Source organism: Nostoc sp. 'Peltigera membranacea cyanobiont' 232 (assembly GCF_002245985.1).
Classification (GTDB): Bacteria; Cyanobacteriota; Cyanobacteriia; order Cyanobacteriales; family Nostocaceae; genus Nostoc.
This window is the reverse complement of the sequence record NZ_NOLK01000181.1, coordinates 1-14,612: the sequence shown is the minus strand read 5'-3', so window position 1 is coordinate 14,612 and position 14,612 is coordinate 1. Positions and strand designations below refer to the sequence as shown.

The 14,612-nt window shown below is 43.8% G+C and carries 18 protein-coding genes; 14 read left to right on the top strand and 4 right to left on the bottom strand.

Annotated elements, in window-relative coordinates; translation table 11 throughout:
• Positions 1–187 (top strand): hypothetical protein (locus CDG79_RS44370; RefSeq protein ID WP_223278472.1); only part of this gene is annotated, 187 nt, incomplete at its 5' end.
• A 133-nt stretch (positions 188–320) separates the two neighbouring features.
• Complete coding sequence (locus tag CDG79_RS34480) at positions 321–887, top strand: hypothetical protein (protein WP_143855659.1); 567 nt, start codon at positions 321–323, stop codon at positions 885–887.
• Between the two features lie 723 nt (positions 888–1,610).
• Here CDG79_RS34480 and CDG79_RS34475 read toward each other — a convergent pair.
• Together CDG79_RS34475 and CDG79_RS34470 are read right to left on the bottom strand one after the other, a co-directional pair.
• The gene (locus CDG79_RS34475) at positions 1,611–2,570 is read right to left on the bottom strand and encodes an orange carotenoid protein N-terminal domain-containing protein (RefSeq protein ID WP_094346127.1); all 960 of its coding nucleotides are present in this window, start codon (positions 2,568–2,570) and stop codon (positions 1,611–1,613) included.
• A 174-nt stretch (positions 2,571–2,744) separates the two neighbouring features.
• Positions 2,745–3,029 carry a pentapeptide repeat-containing protein gene (locus tag CDG79_RS34470; protein ID WP_094346126.1) on the bottom strand — a complete coding sequence of 95 codons (285 nt, stop codon included), beginning with the start codon at positions 3,027–3,029 and terminating at the stop codon, positions 2,745–2,747.
• 504 nt (positions 3,030–3,533) lie between these two features.
• Here CDG79_RS34470 and CDG79_RS34465 point away from each other — a divergent pair.
• From CDG79_RS34465 to CDG79_RS34415, 11 genes are all read left to right on the top strand, one after another.
• A complete protein-coding gene (locus tag CDG79_RS34465) occupies positions 3,534–3,878 on the top strand; it encodes an ATP synthase subunit I (protein WP_094346125.1) in 345 nt (114 codons plus the stop codon).
• A 96-nt stretch (positions 3,879–3,974) separates the two neighbouring features.
• Positions 3,975–4,652 (top strand): F0F1 ATP synthase subunit A, encoded by a 678-nt coding sequence (locus CDG79_RS34460; protein ID WP_094346124.1) that lies wholly within the window; start codon positions 3,975–3,977, stop codon positions 4,650–4,652.
• Positions 4,639–4,947 carry a F0F1 ATP synthase subunit C gene (locus tag CDG79_RS34455; protein WP_094346123.1) on the top strand — a complete coding sequence of 103 codons (309 nt, stop codon included), beginning with the start codon at positions 4,639–4,641 and terminating at the stop codon, positions 4,945–4,947. The genes CDG79_RS34460 and CDG79_RS34455 overlap by 14 nt, the downstream gene beginning before the upstream one ends.
• 4 nt (positions 4,948–4,951) lie before the next feature.
• Positions 4,952–5,734 carry a F0F1 ATP synthase subunit B family protein gene (locus CDG79_RS34450; protein WP_189525231.1) on the top strand — a complete coding sequence of 261 codons (783 nt, stop codon included), beginning with the start codon at positions 4,952–4,954 and terminating at the stop codon, positions 5,732–5,734.
• Positions 5,735–5,869: 135 nt separating this feature from the next.
• Positions 5,870–7,432, top strand: coding sequence for an alternate F1F0 ATPase, F1 subunit alpha (locus CDG79_RS34445; protein ID WP_317616639.1), 1,563 nt, complete (start codon positions 5,870–5,872; stop codon positions 7,430–7,432).
• A 2-nt stretch (positions 7,433–7,434) separates the two neighbouring features.
• Positions 7,435–8,382, top strand: coding sequence for a F0F1 ATP synthase subunit gamma (locus tag CDG79_RS34440; RefSeq protein WP_094346120.1), 948 nt, complete (start codon positions 7,435–7,437; stop codon positions 8,380–8,382).
• 4 nt (positions 8,383–8,386) lie between these two features.
• Positions 8,387–9,823 (top strand): F0F1 ATP synthase subunit beta, encoded by a 1,437-nt coding sequence (gene atpD, locus CDG79_RS34435; protein WP_094346119.1) that lies wholly within the window; start codon positions 8,387–8,389, stop codon positions 9,821–9,823.
• Positions 9,820–10,230 (top strand): F0F1 ATP synthase subunit epsilon, encoded by a 411-nt coding sequence (locus CDG79_RS34430; RefSeq protein WP_223278512.1) that lies wholly within the window; start codon positions 9,820–9,822, stop codon positions 10,228–10,230. The genes atpD and CDG79_RS34430 overlap by 4 nt, the downstream gene beginning before the upstream one ends.
• Positions 10,227–10,589: an AtpZ/AtpI family protein gene (locus tag CDG79_RS34425; RefSeq protein WP_094346118.1), complete on the top strand. Its 363-nt coding sequence runs from the start codon at positions 10,227–10,229 to the stop codon at positions 10,587–10,589. The genes CDG79_RS34430 and CDG79_RS34425 overlap by 4 nt, the downstream gene beginning before the upstream one ends.
• 400 nt (positions 10,590–10,989) lie before the next feature.
• Positions 10,990–11,283, top strand: a complete 294-nt coding sequence (locus tag CDG79_RS34420; protein WP_094346117.1) for a hypothetical protein — start codon at positions 10,990–10,992, stop codon at positions 11,281–11,283.
• 355 nt (positions 11,284–11,638) lie between these two features.
• The gene (locus CDG79_RS34415; protein ID WP_094346116.1) at positions 11,639–12,316 is read left to right on the top strand and encodes a hypothetical protein; all 678 of its coding nucleotides are present in this window, start codon (positions 11,639–11,641) and stop codon (positions 12,314–12,316) included.
• Positions 12,317–12,319: 3 nt separating this feature from the next.
• On the opposite strand, the gene CDG79_RS45070 is transcribed toward CDG79_RS34415, so the two are convergent.
• Positions 12,320–12,445, bottom strand: a complete 126-nt coding sequence (locus CDG79_RS45070; protein ID WP_262985866.1) for a hypothetical protein — start codon at positions 12,443–12,445, stop codon at positions 12,320–12,322.
• Between the two features lie 129 nt (positions 12,446–12,574).
• Here CDG79_RS45070 and CDG79_RS34410 point away from each other — a divergent pair, with 129 nt between their 5' ends.
• Positions 12,575–12,928 carry a hypothetical protein gene (locus CDG79_RS34410; protein WP_094346115.1) on the top strand — a complete coding sequence of 118 codons (354 nt, stop codon included), beginning with the start codon at positions 12,575–12,577 and terminating at the stop codon, positions 12,926–12,928.
• Here the strand turns inward: CDG79_RS34410 and CDG79_RS34405 are convergent.
• Complete coding sequence (locus tag CDG79_RS34405; protein ID WP_094346114.1) at positions 12,908–14,467, bottom strand: ISKra4 family transposase; 1,560 nt, start codon at positions 14,465–14,467, stop codon at positions 12,908–12,910. The two genes, CDG79_RS34410 and CDG79_RS34405, sit on opposite strands and share 21 nt — an antisense overlap.
• Positions 14,468–14,612: the final 145 nt, after the last annotated feature.

Below are 14,612 nucleotides of genomic sequence, written 5' to 3'. Positions count from 1 at the left end.
GCTTGCTCGTCTCAAAAAAAGTATTTCACAGACGAGTAAGCTTTTTCTACCTTCAAAAACTTTTTGGGCAACCCTCCACCGTTATCGCTTCCATTTCACAGCCTCTACAAAAAATAGCGATCGCAGCCAAGCGCCCACTGCTATTAACGCATTAATACTTGTAATGCTTATGCAGCAAGGTTTGTAGCTTTTCTTAGTGCCATTCCTACAAGTACAACGAAGCTAATGGGGAAAATAACAGTGACGGAACAAACGACAACAATAGTTGGAATTGTGGCGTAGAAGGAGTTACGGACGATGCAGAAATCGAAATACTGCGCTTGCGACAAATCAAAAACTTCTTCGCCATCCTTTTATGTTCTCAAGGAACGCCGATGTTGCTCATGGGAGATGAAATTAGGCGATCGCAAAAGGGGAATAACAATGGTTACTGCCAAGACAATGAACTGAGTTGGTTTGACTGGAGCAGTATCGAAAAACACCAAGATTTATTGCGATTTGTCCGAGGACTGATTCACTTTATCCAATCCTTAAGAATCTTTCGGCAAGAAAAACTTCTCAGTGTTACCGATGGCTCTCATCGGCCAAACATCGTCTGGTATGGGACGAAACTAGAGCAGCCTGATTGGGGGAATGATTCTCGTAGTCTGGCATTCACGCTGCGTCACCCAAAATCTAATGAGCATCTATATATTATCCTCAATGCTTATTGGCAGCCGTTGACATTTGAACTACCACTTTTGGGTAGTGGAGAAGGCTGGCACCGAATTGTAGATACTGCTTTGCCATCTCCTCAAGATTTCTCCGATTTGAAAACTGCAACCTTAATTGCATCTCAAGAATATCTTGCTGGGGGGCGGTCAGTTGTCGTGCTGATGGCACGTTAGCGTACCACCCCCGTTTTCTAAACGGGCATTTCCTCATAGCAGTAACTACAGCGCCAGTAAAGTTTTCCCAAACGCACATGACGGAGTAAAATGTCTGAACAGTTAGGGCAAAAATGCTTACTCATCATCGATTGACTGATTGTGGTAGATATACTCAATTTGCGAGGACTTGTTAATAAAGCTTTATTAAGCATATATTTCACTAAACTTTGTCAATTTGTTGATAAAGGTTAGTATGACACTCTAAGATTAGAAATCATGTTTAAGCAAGCGTTTGATTAGTGTATAAGTTGTACAAATTTTAATAAAATATTTAACTTCTAACCTTTAGCTAATAACTTTTCGGCGTTCATCTCTCGGATGGTATAGTCCCATTAAAAAATATTTACAACATATAAATTGGCTGTAGTATGAGCGTACATCCGTATGCCTCTACTCATATATCATTATTCTTGAATAAATACTGTCTCTTGTTCTTTTTGGGATAATTTATTCTTTGGAAGTCTCTTAAACAGCCGAACTTTCATCCACTGGAAGGAAACAAGGTTGAAACTGCTGCAACCATCAATGATAAATTCAGAATTATGTATCATAATCCTAATTGCTTATAGTATTTTTGTTGAGCAAAAATAGCTAGAGTTAATGCTAAATTTCCATAAAAAATCACGTCCCTTGTAGGCGTGATTTTTGGACAGGGGATAGAGTTTCCCAGCAACTATACTTTTACCTGATAATGCCCAGGTTTAGTAGTTCTTGAGGAGATGCCAACAAATCAATCGCCACAAAGAAAATTTTGTCTTGGGGATTAAGCAAGAATCGCCATGCTAAATTGATGCCAATACTTTCACCAGACCAGGGAGTTTGCACTTTACCCGTTACTTTAATTTGGGTGAACTCTGCCTCTGCTGGCTCAGACACCCCCTGCTCAGGAATTAGCTTGAGTCCATAGCATTCTTCACGCATATATGCGAGGATCGACTCGTGACCAACAATTGGTTCTTGAAAAGGGGGTTGCAAAGCACCGTCTTCAGTAAATAAAGCCACAGCCGACTGGAAGTCAAAAGCGTTCATATTCTCCATGTAGCTTAGGACTGTCAAGTTGTCGATGCCCTTAATTTTGAGCTTAACTCGTGGTGCAATATCTTTAGGCGCAACCACAGGTTCTTTGGCTGTTTGAGTACTAGATGTTGGCGGATAACCCATGTTGACGACAATATCCTGTAATATGCTCAGTTGCTGACCCCCTTCCATTTGACGGATAGCTTGGAGAACATCTGATGCCTTTGTAGAAAGTTGATAACCTTTGGGAATGGGAGCAACGATTCCTTGTTTCATCCACTCGCTTAACTGATACCAGAAACCTAACTTGACATTAGTGCCGAAAGACGAATAAGTACGGCAGATGTCCGTATCAGTATGGTTAACCAGATCGCACATAACTTGCGTTTGCTCTCTAGATGGCATCAGCTTGATTTGAGTCAAGGTTTTTTCTGCAAAAACTATGTTGACTACCTGCATAGCAGCAGGAGTAATTGTGACTCCCATCTCGGTATAGGCAAACCAAAGTAAAGCCAACTGATCTTCAGCCTGAAGTTGATTGAATGATTCAACAGTAGTTGGAACTGAATTAGCAACTTGAGTATCAGGAAAAATGGAGCGTGCAGCCTGTATAGTAAATGACATTTGGCAAAATCTCCAGAACGAAATTACATTTTGGCGTTGCTGAATCGAGGTATGAATTTGGATCTAGAGACGTTGCAATGCAACGCCTCTACAAGGATTTTGACTACAAAGCACAATCGTTTTCATACCGCAATCAGCAACGCCGATTTTTTAATCTACCTATCCACAGGGATATTAGGCAAAATAATTGGCAGACTCTAAGCGATCGTTGTGCGTTCTTCCATCAGGCATTTTTGCCCCTTTCAGATTAGCGCCACTGAAATTGGCTCCTTTGAGTCCAGCCCAGTTTAAATTAGCATCACTTAAATCACAGTTTCTCAAATCTGCGTTGTTCAAATGTGCCCCACTCAAATCTACCCCACTCAAATTTGCTTTAGCTAAACTTATTCCTCTCCAGTCTGCCTGTCTAAAATTTCTTTCTCCGACTGCATATCGTCTTAAAACTTCATTGGCATCCATATTGGTTGCCTCGCAACGTGTAGCGTTGTCGCTGTGAATACATTTATTCTAACTTAGAATGTGCGACTGTAACATCACAAATTGACTCTTGGCGATCGCATCTTATTACGTCTCATTGTTTCGCCTTCGGATATAAAAGATATGTCACCCACTCACTCAGTGGGTTTTCACGTTCTGCTAAAGAATCATCATTTTGACAACTAAATGTCACAAAGTAGTATGGTCAAGACGCAAACGATGATGACGCTGAAATTGCCAGCAAGAAATCTATTAAAGCACTCCAAGCCGAAATTGCCGCATTGCGGAAAGAGATCCAAGCCCGTCCATAGCCGAATCGCACGTTGAATTTGGTAACAATTTATATCGTAATCAATCAATTCAATCAATAAATCAAGCCATAGCCCCTCAGAGTAGTTAACAAGGAGAGTTATGTGAAACCTTGTCCAACATGGCATAAAATTTACCCGCGCATGACTTTTCAAACAGCCTCTGAGGAGATTTAATATGAACAGCCTCTTCTTTTTACCTGTTACTTTATTGTTAGGAATTTTGCTGGGAAATCTCTACTTTCGTGGCTTGTGGACAACGGTGCAGAAATTATCTACAACCCAAAACCCAATTCTATTAACGTTAGGCAGCTTTTTTGGGCGGTTAGCGATCGCACTCGCCGGATTTGCTTTTGTACTAGCGATCGCCCAAGAGAACGCACTTTGGCATTTGATCGTTTGCTTAGGCGCGTTTATTTGGGTAAGGAATCGCATCATTGAGACTCATGTTCTACATTTCAAAACGTCATATTTTAATACTTCAACAAATCTGACAAAAACTGGCCATATTATTAAACATTAACGGTGATATCTTATCGGATCAATCAATTTTGGATTGAAGAAAAGCCTCTAACAGGATTAATCTAAAATCCAAAATTGGCAAGGTCAAGGAGACTCAATGCAGATTAGTCCAGATGAAATCGTGTTTTTGAATTGGGGATTTGTGACGATCAATGCCACCTTGGTATTTACATGGATGATCGTGCTACTGTTGGGCATTGGTGCTTGGTTGGTAACGCGCAAACTATCCACTGACACGCAGCTATCCCACTGGCAAAACCTGCTGGAAGTCTTAGTTGTGAATTTACGCGATCAAATTGAGCAAACCAGTGGACAAAATCCCGATCGCTATTTGCCCTTTATCGGCACCCTGTTTATTTTTATTGCCACTTCCAATTTATTAGCGATCGTTCCTGGTTATCACCCGCCCACTGCCTCACTGTCTACCACTGCGGCCCTGGCGATATGTGTATTTTTTTCCGTTCCCGTTTTTGGTATCAGTCAGTCAGGAATCTGGAAATATCTCCACCACTACATAGAGCCAATTCCCATCCTATTTCCCTTTTATATAATTAGTGAACTCTCACGGACTTTAGCTTTAGCAGTGCGTTTGTTTGGGAATGTGATGAGTGACGGTATGATTGGGGCGATTTTAATATCGATCGCACCATTCTTCTTTCCAGCCATTATGCAGGCTTTAGGATTGTTGACAGGCTTAATTCAGGCATATATTTTCGCGGTTTTAGCAGTTGTTTATATTGGTTCTGCGAGTAATGAAGACTATGGCTCAAAATGAATCGCTATCACTTGTACTGGGAATTGTTGGCACTGTGTCAATCTTAACGGCAGGATTGACTATGGCCATCGGCTCCATCGGCCCAGCCCTTGGCGAAGGTAAATCTGTTGCTCAAGCACTCAGTTCCATCGCCCAACAACCCGACGCAGCAAATACAATTACCCGCACATTATTTGTGGGATTAGCATTTATCGAATCCGTGGCAATTTATTGCTTTGTAATCGCGCTCATTCTCCTATTTGCTAATCCATTCTGGAACTATGTGATTGGTGCGATCGCCAAAGCAGGAGCCTGATCGAGTGGAGATTAACTGGTTTACCTTCGGGGCGCAAATCCTCAACTTTTTTGTCTTGATATTTGTGCTGCAACGCTTTTTATATAAACCGATTACCAAGGCAATGGCACGCCGCGAGAAGACAATCTCCGATCGCTTGTCGTCGGCATCTGAACAAAAACAAGAAGCAGAACAGGAGGTTAAGCATTATCAGGAAATGCAACAGCAATTCACAGACCAAAAGACAGAATTGCTGACTCAAGCAAAATCAGAAGTGGAAGAAACCCGCCAACGCTTGTTGAAGGAAATGCAAGAATCAGTGGCGAAGGAGCGATCGCAATGGCAAAGTAATTTGCAATGTCAGAAAGACTCTTTTTTGCACGAAGTAGGCGATCGCACAATGCAGCAATTACAAGCAACGGTGCGGCGGGTGTTGACAGACTTGGCAGAGTCGGAACTAGAAACCCAGATTGCTAGGGTGTTTTTGCAGAAATTGCGCGATCTCACCGAAACAGAACGTGCCGAACTGGTGACAACTTTAACCGATTCGACAAAAGATAGCATTCCGTTGACGGTGGTTAGTACATTCACCCTACCACCAGATATTTGTACAGCGATCGCTACGGTTTTGCAAGATTACTTTCAGGCGGTGGGTTCAGGGAAAATCGAATCGATCTATGAAATTGAATCTAGTCTGATTTGTGGGATCGAACTACGCGGCACAGGCTACAAACTAGCGTGGAGTATGGATACTTACTTAGATAGCATCACCGAAAATTTGGTTACGGTTTTTGCAGAAGAAGCGTAAAGGGGACTGGGGATTAGGGATTAGGGATTGGGGATTAGGGATTAGGGATTACATCCTAATAACCAGATAACCAGATAACCAGTCACCAGTCCCCAGTCCCCAGTCACCAGTCCCCAGTCCCTACTCAGAGGAAGCATGATGCAACAGACCGAAGAAACTTTACAGACAGTTTTACAAGATACTTTTGCCCTGTATACTCAAGTTCTCGATCGGCATGAAGCAAAATTGCGATCGCAAGAGATCGGCATTGTGCAATCGATTGGTCAAGGAATTGCCAAAATCGCCGGTTTACCGAATGTGCAGTCAGAGGAAATTGTCTGTTTTACTGGCGGTAGTCTGGGGTTAGTGTTTAACCTCGATCCCGAAGAAGTTGGCGTAGTTTTGCTTGATTCTAGTGAGCAACTCCAATCAGGTACGGAAGTACGGCGCACTGGCAAAGTACTTGATGTCCCTGTGGGTGACGCGCTGTTAGGAAGAGCGATCGATCCTCTTGGTCGCCCCCTTGATGGTAAAGGCGTGGTGCGAACTTCACAACGCCGTCCCGCCGAACGCGATGCCCCTAGTATTATGGATCGTGCGCCCGTGAATGTGCCTTTGCAAACTGGAATTAAAGCGATCGATGCCCTGATTCCCATTGGACGGGGACAGAGAGAATTGATTTTAGGCGATCGCCAAACGGGTAAAAGCGGTCTTGCCCTCGATACGATCATCAATCAAAAAGGCAAAAATATTCTCTGTATCTATTGCGCGATCGGACAGCGTAGTGCGGCTGTTGCCAAGGTAATTGCCGACCTCAATGAGCATGAGGCGTTTGCCTACACTACCGTCGTCATGGCAGCAGCAGAAAAGCCACCGGGGTTACAATATATCGCTCCTTATGCCGCTACTGCGATGGCGGAATATTTTGCCGATCAAGGGCGCGATGTACTAATCGTTTACGATGACCTCACCAATCATGCCCGCACCTATCGAGAAATTTCTCTGTTAATGCGCCGCCCACCTGGACGCGAAGCCTATCCAGGGGATATTTTTTATATTCACTCGCGCTTACTCGAACGTTCTATACATTTAAACACAAAACGAGGTGGTGGTTCCTTAACTGCGTTGCCAATTATTGAAACAGAAGCACAAAATATTGCTGCGTATATCCCGACTAATCTAATTTCGATTACCGATGGACAGATTTATCTTTCACCAATCCTCTTTCAAAAGGGAGTATTACCTGCGATCGATATCGGTAAATCGGTTTCGCGGGTGGGTGGTAAAACTCAACTTCCTGCTTATCGCACTGTTTCAGGAGATTTACGTCTTTCCTATTCTCAATTTGAAGAACTAGAGGCTTTCTCTCGCTTTGGTACGCGTTTAGAAGAATCGACTCGCCTCACTTTAGAACGCGGGCGACGGGTACGTGAGATTCTCAAACAAAAGCAATATGCGCCAATGCCGGCTGCTGTGCAAATAGCTGTAATGCTTTCGGTGACGGCAGGCTTGCTCGATTCTATCCCCATCACTAAAATTGCGATTGCAGAGCTTGCGATCGCCCAAGCCATATCCACGGAGTTAGCCGATCTTTGCCTGCAAATCGAAAGTGGAGCCGTATTGAAGGATGCCGATCGCGATGCCTTACTAAAGGTTGCCACAACTGCGATCGCTACAGTTGTAAAGGATACAACAGATCCCAAAGATGCGAAGGAGTAGCCATGTCATCCATTGAGCTTCTACAACGCCAAATCCACACTGCCCAAGACCTGCAAGCCGTGGTGAAAATGATGAAAGTACTAGCAGCCTTAAACATCCACCAATACCAACAGGCGGTTGCCTCCCTCGCTGAGTATAACCGGACAATCGAAATGGGTTTGCACGTAGTATTGAAGGCAGCACATACACATGATGCTTCCCTCCAACATGATAACGGCGATGGCTTTAATACTTACTCACCATCCCTTTCGAGTGACCTTGGTCGTTGCGGTGTAATTATCTTTGGCTCTGAGCAAGGGATGTGTGGTCAATTTAACGAACAGATTAGCCACTATGCGATCGCTGAATTAGAGAAGTTGAAGCTCTCACCCGAACATCTGGCGATTTTTGCCGTCGGATCGAGATTGATTTCCCATTTAGAAACCGCAGGCTATGGAATTGAGCAAACTTTCGCCATGCCAGGTTCGCTAGCTGGGATCACATCAATGGTTCAAGAAATCTTGCCGCACATTGCCAGATGGCGCGATAGCGAAGCGCTGCTGCGAAGCGCAGAACGCGAACAAATTGGCCAAATTACATTATTTTACAACCACTTACATTCCAATACATTATGGGAGCCATATAAGCTGCAACTATTACCACTTGATGGACAATGGCTACAACATATCGAAAGCCAAGAATGGCGATCGCGGACTCTACCAACTTTTACAATGCCGAGCGATGTTTTGGTTGCGTCTTTATTACGACAATATTTTTTTATTTTGCTGTATCGGGCTTTTGGTGAGTCCCTCGCAGGTGAAAATGCTAGCCGTCTCGCTTCTATGCAAGTTGCCGAGAAAAACATTGAAGAGCGGCTGACAGAATTTACTAGTCAATTTCAGCAAAAACGCCAAACTGCAATTACAGATGAATTACTAGAAATTATTTCCGCCTTTGAATTAAGCCATTAATTATATGGAATCAGATATTAAATCATCTTCCCAATCAAATCATTCCCAAGAGCAAAATCTTGGTTCTATCCTCTCCGTGCGGAGCAGCATCATCGATATCCATTTTCCCAAACGCTTGCCATATATAAATAGCCAGTTACAAACAGGGAAAGGAGGTAATCTTTCCATCGCGGTGGTTTCACATCTGGGCGCTCAGGTGGTGCGGGGTGTAGCACTTGCCCCAACCGCAGGTTTGACACGCGGTGAGATTGTGATTGATACTCAGCAACCGTTACAAGTTCCCGTGGGCGATCGCCTTTTAGGGAGAATGTTAAACCTATTTGGCGAAGCAATCGATGAGAAAGAGGCGATCGCAGGTGGCGAATGGCGATCAATTCATGCCACGCCAATTGCGATGTCAGAACGAGTTACCAAAGCTGAAATTCTCAAAACTGGGATCAAAGCCATCGATCTGCTCACACCTTTGGAACGAGGCGGTAAAACAGGTTTGCTTGGCGGTGCAGGTGTTGGCAAAACGGTGCTAATTACAGAAATGATCCACAATATGGTTAAGCAGCACCAAGGTGTAAGTTTATTTTGTGGGATTGGTGAACGCTGTCGAGAAGGTCTTGATCTATATCAAGAAATGGCAGCAACGGGGGTTCTCCCAAATGCAGTTTTAGTCTTCGGACAGATGAATGAACCACCGGGAGTCAGATTTTGGGTAGGACACGCGGCGCTAACAATGGCAGAATATTTTCGCGATCGCTCCCAAAAAGATGTATTGCTTTTAATCGATAATATCTTTCGTTTTATCCAAGCAGGTTCAGAAGTATCGGGACTGATGGGGATAATACCTTCGCGGGTGGGCTATGAACCAACCCTCGCCACTGAACTCGCTCAACTAGAGGAGCGGATTTGCAATACATCGGCAGGGGCAATTACTTCCATTCAAGCGGTTTATGTACCTGCGGATGACTTCACCGATCCCTCTGCTGTCGCTGTGTTTTCCCATCTGTCAGCCGCAATTGTGTTGTCACGTAAACGGGCGAGTGAAGGGCTTTATCCCGCCGTGGATTTGATGGAATCGAATTCCAAAATGCTGATGCCTCATATCGTTGGCGATCGCCATTATCAGATCGCTCAAGCAGTCCGCAAAACCATCAGTACCTATGAGGAACTAAAAGATATCATTGCCATGTTGGGCTTAGAAGAATTATCGCCAGGCGATCGCCAAGTGGTATCCCAGGCACGACGTTTAGAACGTTTTCTCACTCAACCCTTCTTTTCCACCGCCCAGTTTACAGGTTTGACAGGGAAATTAGTCGAATTAGATGATGCTCTAGAAGGATGTGAACGCATTCTCAATGATGAGTTTGCTGATACACCAGAGCGATCGCTCTACATGATCGGCTCAATTGATGAAGTCGTAAAAGCTCCAAAAGAGGGCAAAAAATCATGACGGAGCCATCCTCAGAAATGCGACTCAAAGTTGTCTTACCAACTAAAATCCTGATGGAAACAGCCGCAATCAAAGTGATTGCAGAAGCGGAGAATGGGATGTTTTGTTTGCTACCCCGCCATATAGATTTTGTGACGACGCTGATACCAAGTTTGTTATCCTTCGTCTCACCCCAAGGACAGGAACAATTCCTCGCCATCGATCAAGGAATTTTGATCAAGCATGGGGATGAGGTAACAGTTGCTACCCAAAATGCAGTTCCAGGTGGCGATTTGGAAATATTGAGAAAAACCGTTGAGGAGGAGTTTCACTTAATCGATGAACGCGAAAAAACAGCACGTTCCGTTTTAGAAAACCTAGAGATCAACACAATTCGGCACTTTATCGAGTTAGGTGAATATCCATGAAAATCCCACCCTCTCGTCAGTCTCGCTCCCAAACGCATCTTAACGCCAAAGCGATCGCTAATCAAGCACGCCGCAAACTTTATGCTCGCCAAGCGAAACCTCATGGTGGCGTTTTGTTTGGCTTAGGTTTTGTTGGCTTGGTCGGCTGGTCAGTCGTCGTACCAACTTTATTAGGAATGGCACTAGGCATCTGGATCGATTTCCAATTTCCCAGTCAGTTCTCATGGACATTGGCACTGATGCTGGCAGGTTTAAGCATTGGTTGTTTGATTGCTTGGGAATGGGTATCGCAGGAGCAACAACGCATGGCAAGAGATCAACCACCCGATGATTCTCCCAACCAGGAAGAAAGAGACTGAACCAAATTGGCACGCTTGATCGGGCAAGAAACAAAAAGAAATAAAAGCTCCAACAGCTTGCAGCACAAGCTTTGAAAACATAAATAATTGATGGATAAATTCCCTGTAGAGACGGCGATTTATCGTGTCTCTCTAACCGTCAAAATGAATTTGGTAACGATTTATATCGTAATAAATCAATTCACTCAAGAAATCAAGCCATAGCCCCTCAGAGTAGTTAACGAGGAGAGTTATCTGAAATCTTGTCCAACAACATTGCCTGATTGACTAACTTCCAGAAAAAGAGCGCAATTAATCGATGAGTATCAGCAATGAACTTGTCAGTGTGTCAACCAGACAGGAAATTCCAGTTCAACCGCTTTAATTGTAGCTACTCTCAACTTATCAAAAGGAACATCTAATGAAACGCATAATCGCTATCCTGATGCTTGCTCTTCCCCTTGGAGTCTTGGCAAAATCTGCCTCAGCCGCAGAGTTCAATGTTAATCATGGGCAGAATTCAACTCGTTCTGGTGTCGTCGAGGCAGGCCGGGTTGCACCAGATCGATTGGCTCAAAACCAGCGCGAAGAAACTCGGCGCAATACTACACGCCGTGTTCGTTATCGCCGGGTCTGGGTGGCAGGACATTACCAACCGACCTCTCGCGGTCATCGGCGATGGGTGCCAGGACACTGGGTAAACCGTCGCGTTTAGCATCATGCGCCTGAAAGGTTGGATTGGGCGATCGCTTAACAAACCGCTCTAACCAACTTTCAGGAGGACAACAACAGCGAATTGCCAAGCTCGTATTGTAATCAATCAATTCATCCATTAACTCAAACGGTAGTCGCCCAGAGTAGTAAATGAGCAGAGTTGTTTATAAGTGAATACAGTTCAGAATGAGCAACAAAACACTTGTAGAGACGGCGATTTATCGCGTTTAGAAAACCCAAAATTGTTGCCAGCAGCCCTTAACCCAAGTGTATTGGTTTATAAATTAATGAACTATTTGCCATTTTAGAGATTGAGTGTATCCAATAACTGGTCTAACAAGACCAAGGAGAAATTAATGGAAACGCAGATGTCCCGGATTCATCAAACCACTTACAACGCTATTTTTCAGCACCCAGTAGCCCGTAACCTTCAGTGGCACGATGTGCGATCGATGCTAAATGCAGTGACCGATGAGACTCAGGAACATAACGGCACTCTGAGATTTACGCGGAATGGTGAGACGCTGACAGTTCACCCCTCGAAGCACAAAGATTTATCTGATATCCATGAACTAATGCAGATTCGCCACTTTCTTGAGCGCTCTACTCTCCCCGCCCAGGCGATCATCGCCGAGGGTGTCCACCTACTGGTCGTTATCGATCACCGTGAGGCGCGTATCTATAAAACTGAACTGCACGGCTCAGTACCAGAAAGGATCGTTCCTTACGACCCGGACGGCTCTCATCGGCATCTGCACAATGTGGATGACGATGCCAACGGTCAGCGCCAGCCGGAACTCAAACCTTTCTACGAGGCAATAGCGCGATCGCTAAGTGGCACAAAGAAGATTCTGATCTTTGGCAGTTCAACCGGATCGAGCAGCGCGATGGATTATCTGCTGGCGGATCTCAAAGAACATCATCCAGATATCCAAGAACGAGTTGTCGGTACAGTCGTCGTCAATGAACAACACATGAGCGAAGACCAATTACTAGCACAGGCGCGGACGTTCTACGCGACAACCGAGCGATAAAATCTACTGTCTTGCGATCGCTTTCCCATTTACACCAAGTATATTCGCTGAATCAGTAAATGCAGTAGCAGCGATCGCAGGTATCGTAAACAATCTGTACAAGCGAGCGAGAATTATATTATCGTCCATTCTGATTGAAGTATCACTTATCAATTTGGAGATATATCAATGAATAAAAATTCTGATGAACAGAGCAGTGATGTTAAATATCTTCATTTTGAACCTATTTATAACAGAATATAGGAGCGTAATGGAGTCATGGAAGAAAAATCGATCACAACTCTGCCAGGTAATTCACGCCCTCTAGATCATCGGGGAGTTGAAACTCTTTCTGTGCTAGATATGGGTTTCCTGGTAGTAGTCAGCGCTATGATTATTTCGGCGATCGCTACTTTAATTTATGCCTTCATTCCTAAGCGGGTGCAGCAGAATTTATTTAGCCTCAAATTGCCTCACAAAGCCAAGTGTCCTCACTGTCAATATTTTAGTCATAATTCATATCTCAAATGCACCGTCCATCCATCAACGGTGCTAACCGATCAAGCCATTAATTGTTTGGGTGCGGCTCTTTTAAAAAGAGAAAGAATGAAGTTAGACAAGCATTGGGAGTGATGGTGGAGTAATAGAGCAGCGAGCTTGAGTGACACGCTTCATCAAAGGAACAGCATCAAAATACAACGGCAGATGATTACGCTCATATTCTTGCCGTAAATGGAAGCGCCAATATTCATGCCAATCACCACTAATATGGAGGGAACGAAGACGTAAAACAGCTTCCGCACCTGTTAGGCTCCACCTGGCGCCAGTGATATCCATTCTGTCTTTAACCAAGTGACGGCAAGCACCTTCAATGACTCCTGTGGCAATGGGATAACCTGCGTTTAAATAGCAGTCGTATTTGAGGTAAGCCTTGTTGTTAAGTAAATAATTAGCGCATTTATCAACATTCAAACGTTCTTGGGATGATAATTGTTGTAAAGTTGCACTGCGTCGCATAAGCGAAGCAACCAGACTCGATTTTCCTTGAAGGATAGAGAGTAAACGTTGACTTACCCAACTTTCTGCTGACTTACTAGTATTGTCATAAAAGACAAATGCAGCTTTCCATAGATACTCAATGACATGGATAATATCAAGAACAATAGTCAGGTTTATATGATGTTGACGTGAAAACTTTTTTAGTAGGTTCAGTTGTGTTTTATTACCATCAACTAAGGCAACCCAATGTTTTTGTTTGTTTGGATCTCGATGTAATGCTTCGTCAAATGCATCACTAATAACTAACTCTGGCTCTTTGACTAAGCTAGCCCAAACTCGTTTATTTTCGGGCTTCGGACGTTTATCAACACAAGATTTTTCTGGGTCAATAATTTGTTCTGGTGTGCGGATAAATGGGGCAATTGTATAGACAGATGCTACTGTTGCCATCCGTTTCGAGTTACGTTTTTCTCCCTTAGTTAACCTTTTATCGAGTTTCTTGTGATTTAAGAGCGCTCTTTTTTGAGTTTGAGGACGCAAATCTTCTGTGCGTAGAATCACGCCCTTTCCATCTGCGCTAATAACGATTATTTCTCCAGTTTTTTCTAATGGATTCCATTGCTTTGGATCTGCTTGTCGATGTTTATAGAATGAGTCAAAATCGCTAGCACTTCTACGAGCTAATTCTTCGACTTGACGTTTTGGTACTTGTGCTGCTGTTGTTTTTTTTATGGCTTCTACCGTCTCATTAAACCCATTCAATGCTACTTCGGTTGCTACTCTTTCTCTAATCCCATAGGAGTATTGTTCTATGGGCAGGTTCAGTTCTGCGTCCAATGGTTTCAAGCTGACTATCTTTCTTTGACCATAACCTATACGACGGACTATGACTGTGCCAAATCGAGTTGTCAATTTTCGCTCTTGAAAGCGCTTATGGGTTCTTTTTTCCGCATCTACTCCTTGACAATCTCCTTCTATCTCGTCATTACTACGTAGGTCTAGATAACCTTGTAATAAGCGTCTTAAGAGTTCATTCCCGTTAACGAAGAGATTTTTCTCTAATTGTTCATGTTCTAGGCCGCAAACCACATCTGAGCCTAACCACGCTACTATTTCTTCAAATAGTGAGCGTGCTTCTGTGAAAAATCCTTCATTTACCGTCGATGCTTCCATCTATCCCCACCCACAACTGTCTCTTTTTTCAGAATAGCGAGCCTGTCTTTTTCCTCTGGTCATTGTCTCCAAAGCTTATGATTACAGCACTCTGATTTCTACCCTTTATCAGATTATCGTCTTTTGATAAGAGCCGCACCCTAAT

Coding starts and splice junctions, on each gene's coding strand:
- CDG79_RS34475 (WP_094346127.1), bottom strand. CDS start 2,570: ATGTCATTTACTATACAGGCTGCACGCTCCATTTTTCCTGATACTCAA.
- CDG79_RS34470 (WP_094346126.1), bottom strand. CDS start 3,029: ATGGATGCCAATGAAGTTTTAAGACGATATGCAGTCGGAGAAAGAAAT.
- CDG79_RS34465 (WP_094346125.1), top strand. CDS start 3,534: ATGAACAGCCTCTTCTTTTTACCTGTTACTTTATTGTTAGGAATTTTG.
- CDG79_RS34460 (WP_094346124.1), top strand. CDS start 3,975: ATGCAGATTAGTCCAGATGAAATCGTGTTTTTGAATTGGGGATTTGTG.
- CDG79_RS34455 (WP_094346123.1), top strand. CDS start 4,639: ATGGCTCAAAATGAATCGCTATCACTTGTACTGGGAATTGTTGGCACT.
- CDG79_RS34445 (WP_317616639.1), top strand. CDS start 5,870: ATGATGCAACAGACCGAAGAAACTTTACAGACAGTTTTACAAGATACT.
- CDG79_RS34440 (WP_094346120.1), top strand. CDS start 7,435: ATGTCATCCATTGAGCTTCTACAACGCCAAATCCACACTGCCCAAGAC.
- atpD (WP_094346119.1), top strand. CDS start 8,387: ATGGAATCAGATATTAAATCATCTTCCCAATCAAATCATTCCCAAGAG.
- CDG79_RS34430 (WP_223278512.1), top strand. CDS start 9,820: ATGACGGAGCCATCCTCAGAAATGCGACTCAAAGTTGTCTTACCAACT.
- CDG79_RS34425 (WP_094346118.1), top strand. CDS start 10,227: ATGAAAATCCCACCCTCTCGTCAGTCTCGCTCCCAAACGCATCTTAAC.
- CDG79_RS34420 (WP_094346117.1), top strand. CDS start 10,990: ATGAAACGCATAATCGCTATCCTGATGCTTGCTCTTCCCCTTGGAGTC.
- CDG79_RS34415 (WP_094346116.1), top strand. CDS start 11,639: ATGGAAACGCAGATGTCCCGGATTCATCAAACCACTTACAACGCTATT.
- CDG79_RS45070 (WP_262985866.1), bottom strand. CDS start 12,445: ATGGACGATAATATAATTCTCGCTCGCTTGTACAGATTGTTTACGATA.
- CDG79_RS34410 (WP_094346115.1), top strand. CDS start 12,575: ATGGAAGAAAAATCGATCACAACTCTGCCAGGTAATTCACGCCCTCTA.
- CDG79_RS34405 (WP_094346114.1), bottom strand. CDS start 14,467: ATGGAAGCATCGACGGTAAATGAAGGATTTTTCACAGAAGCACGCTCA.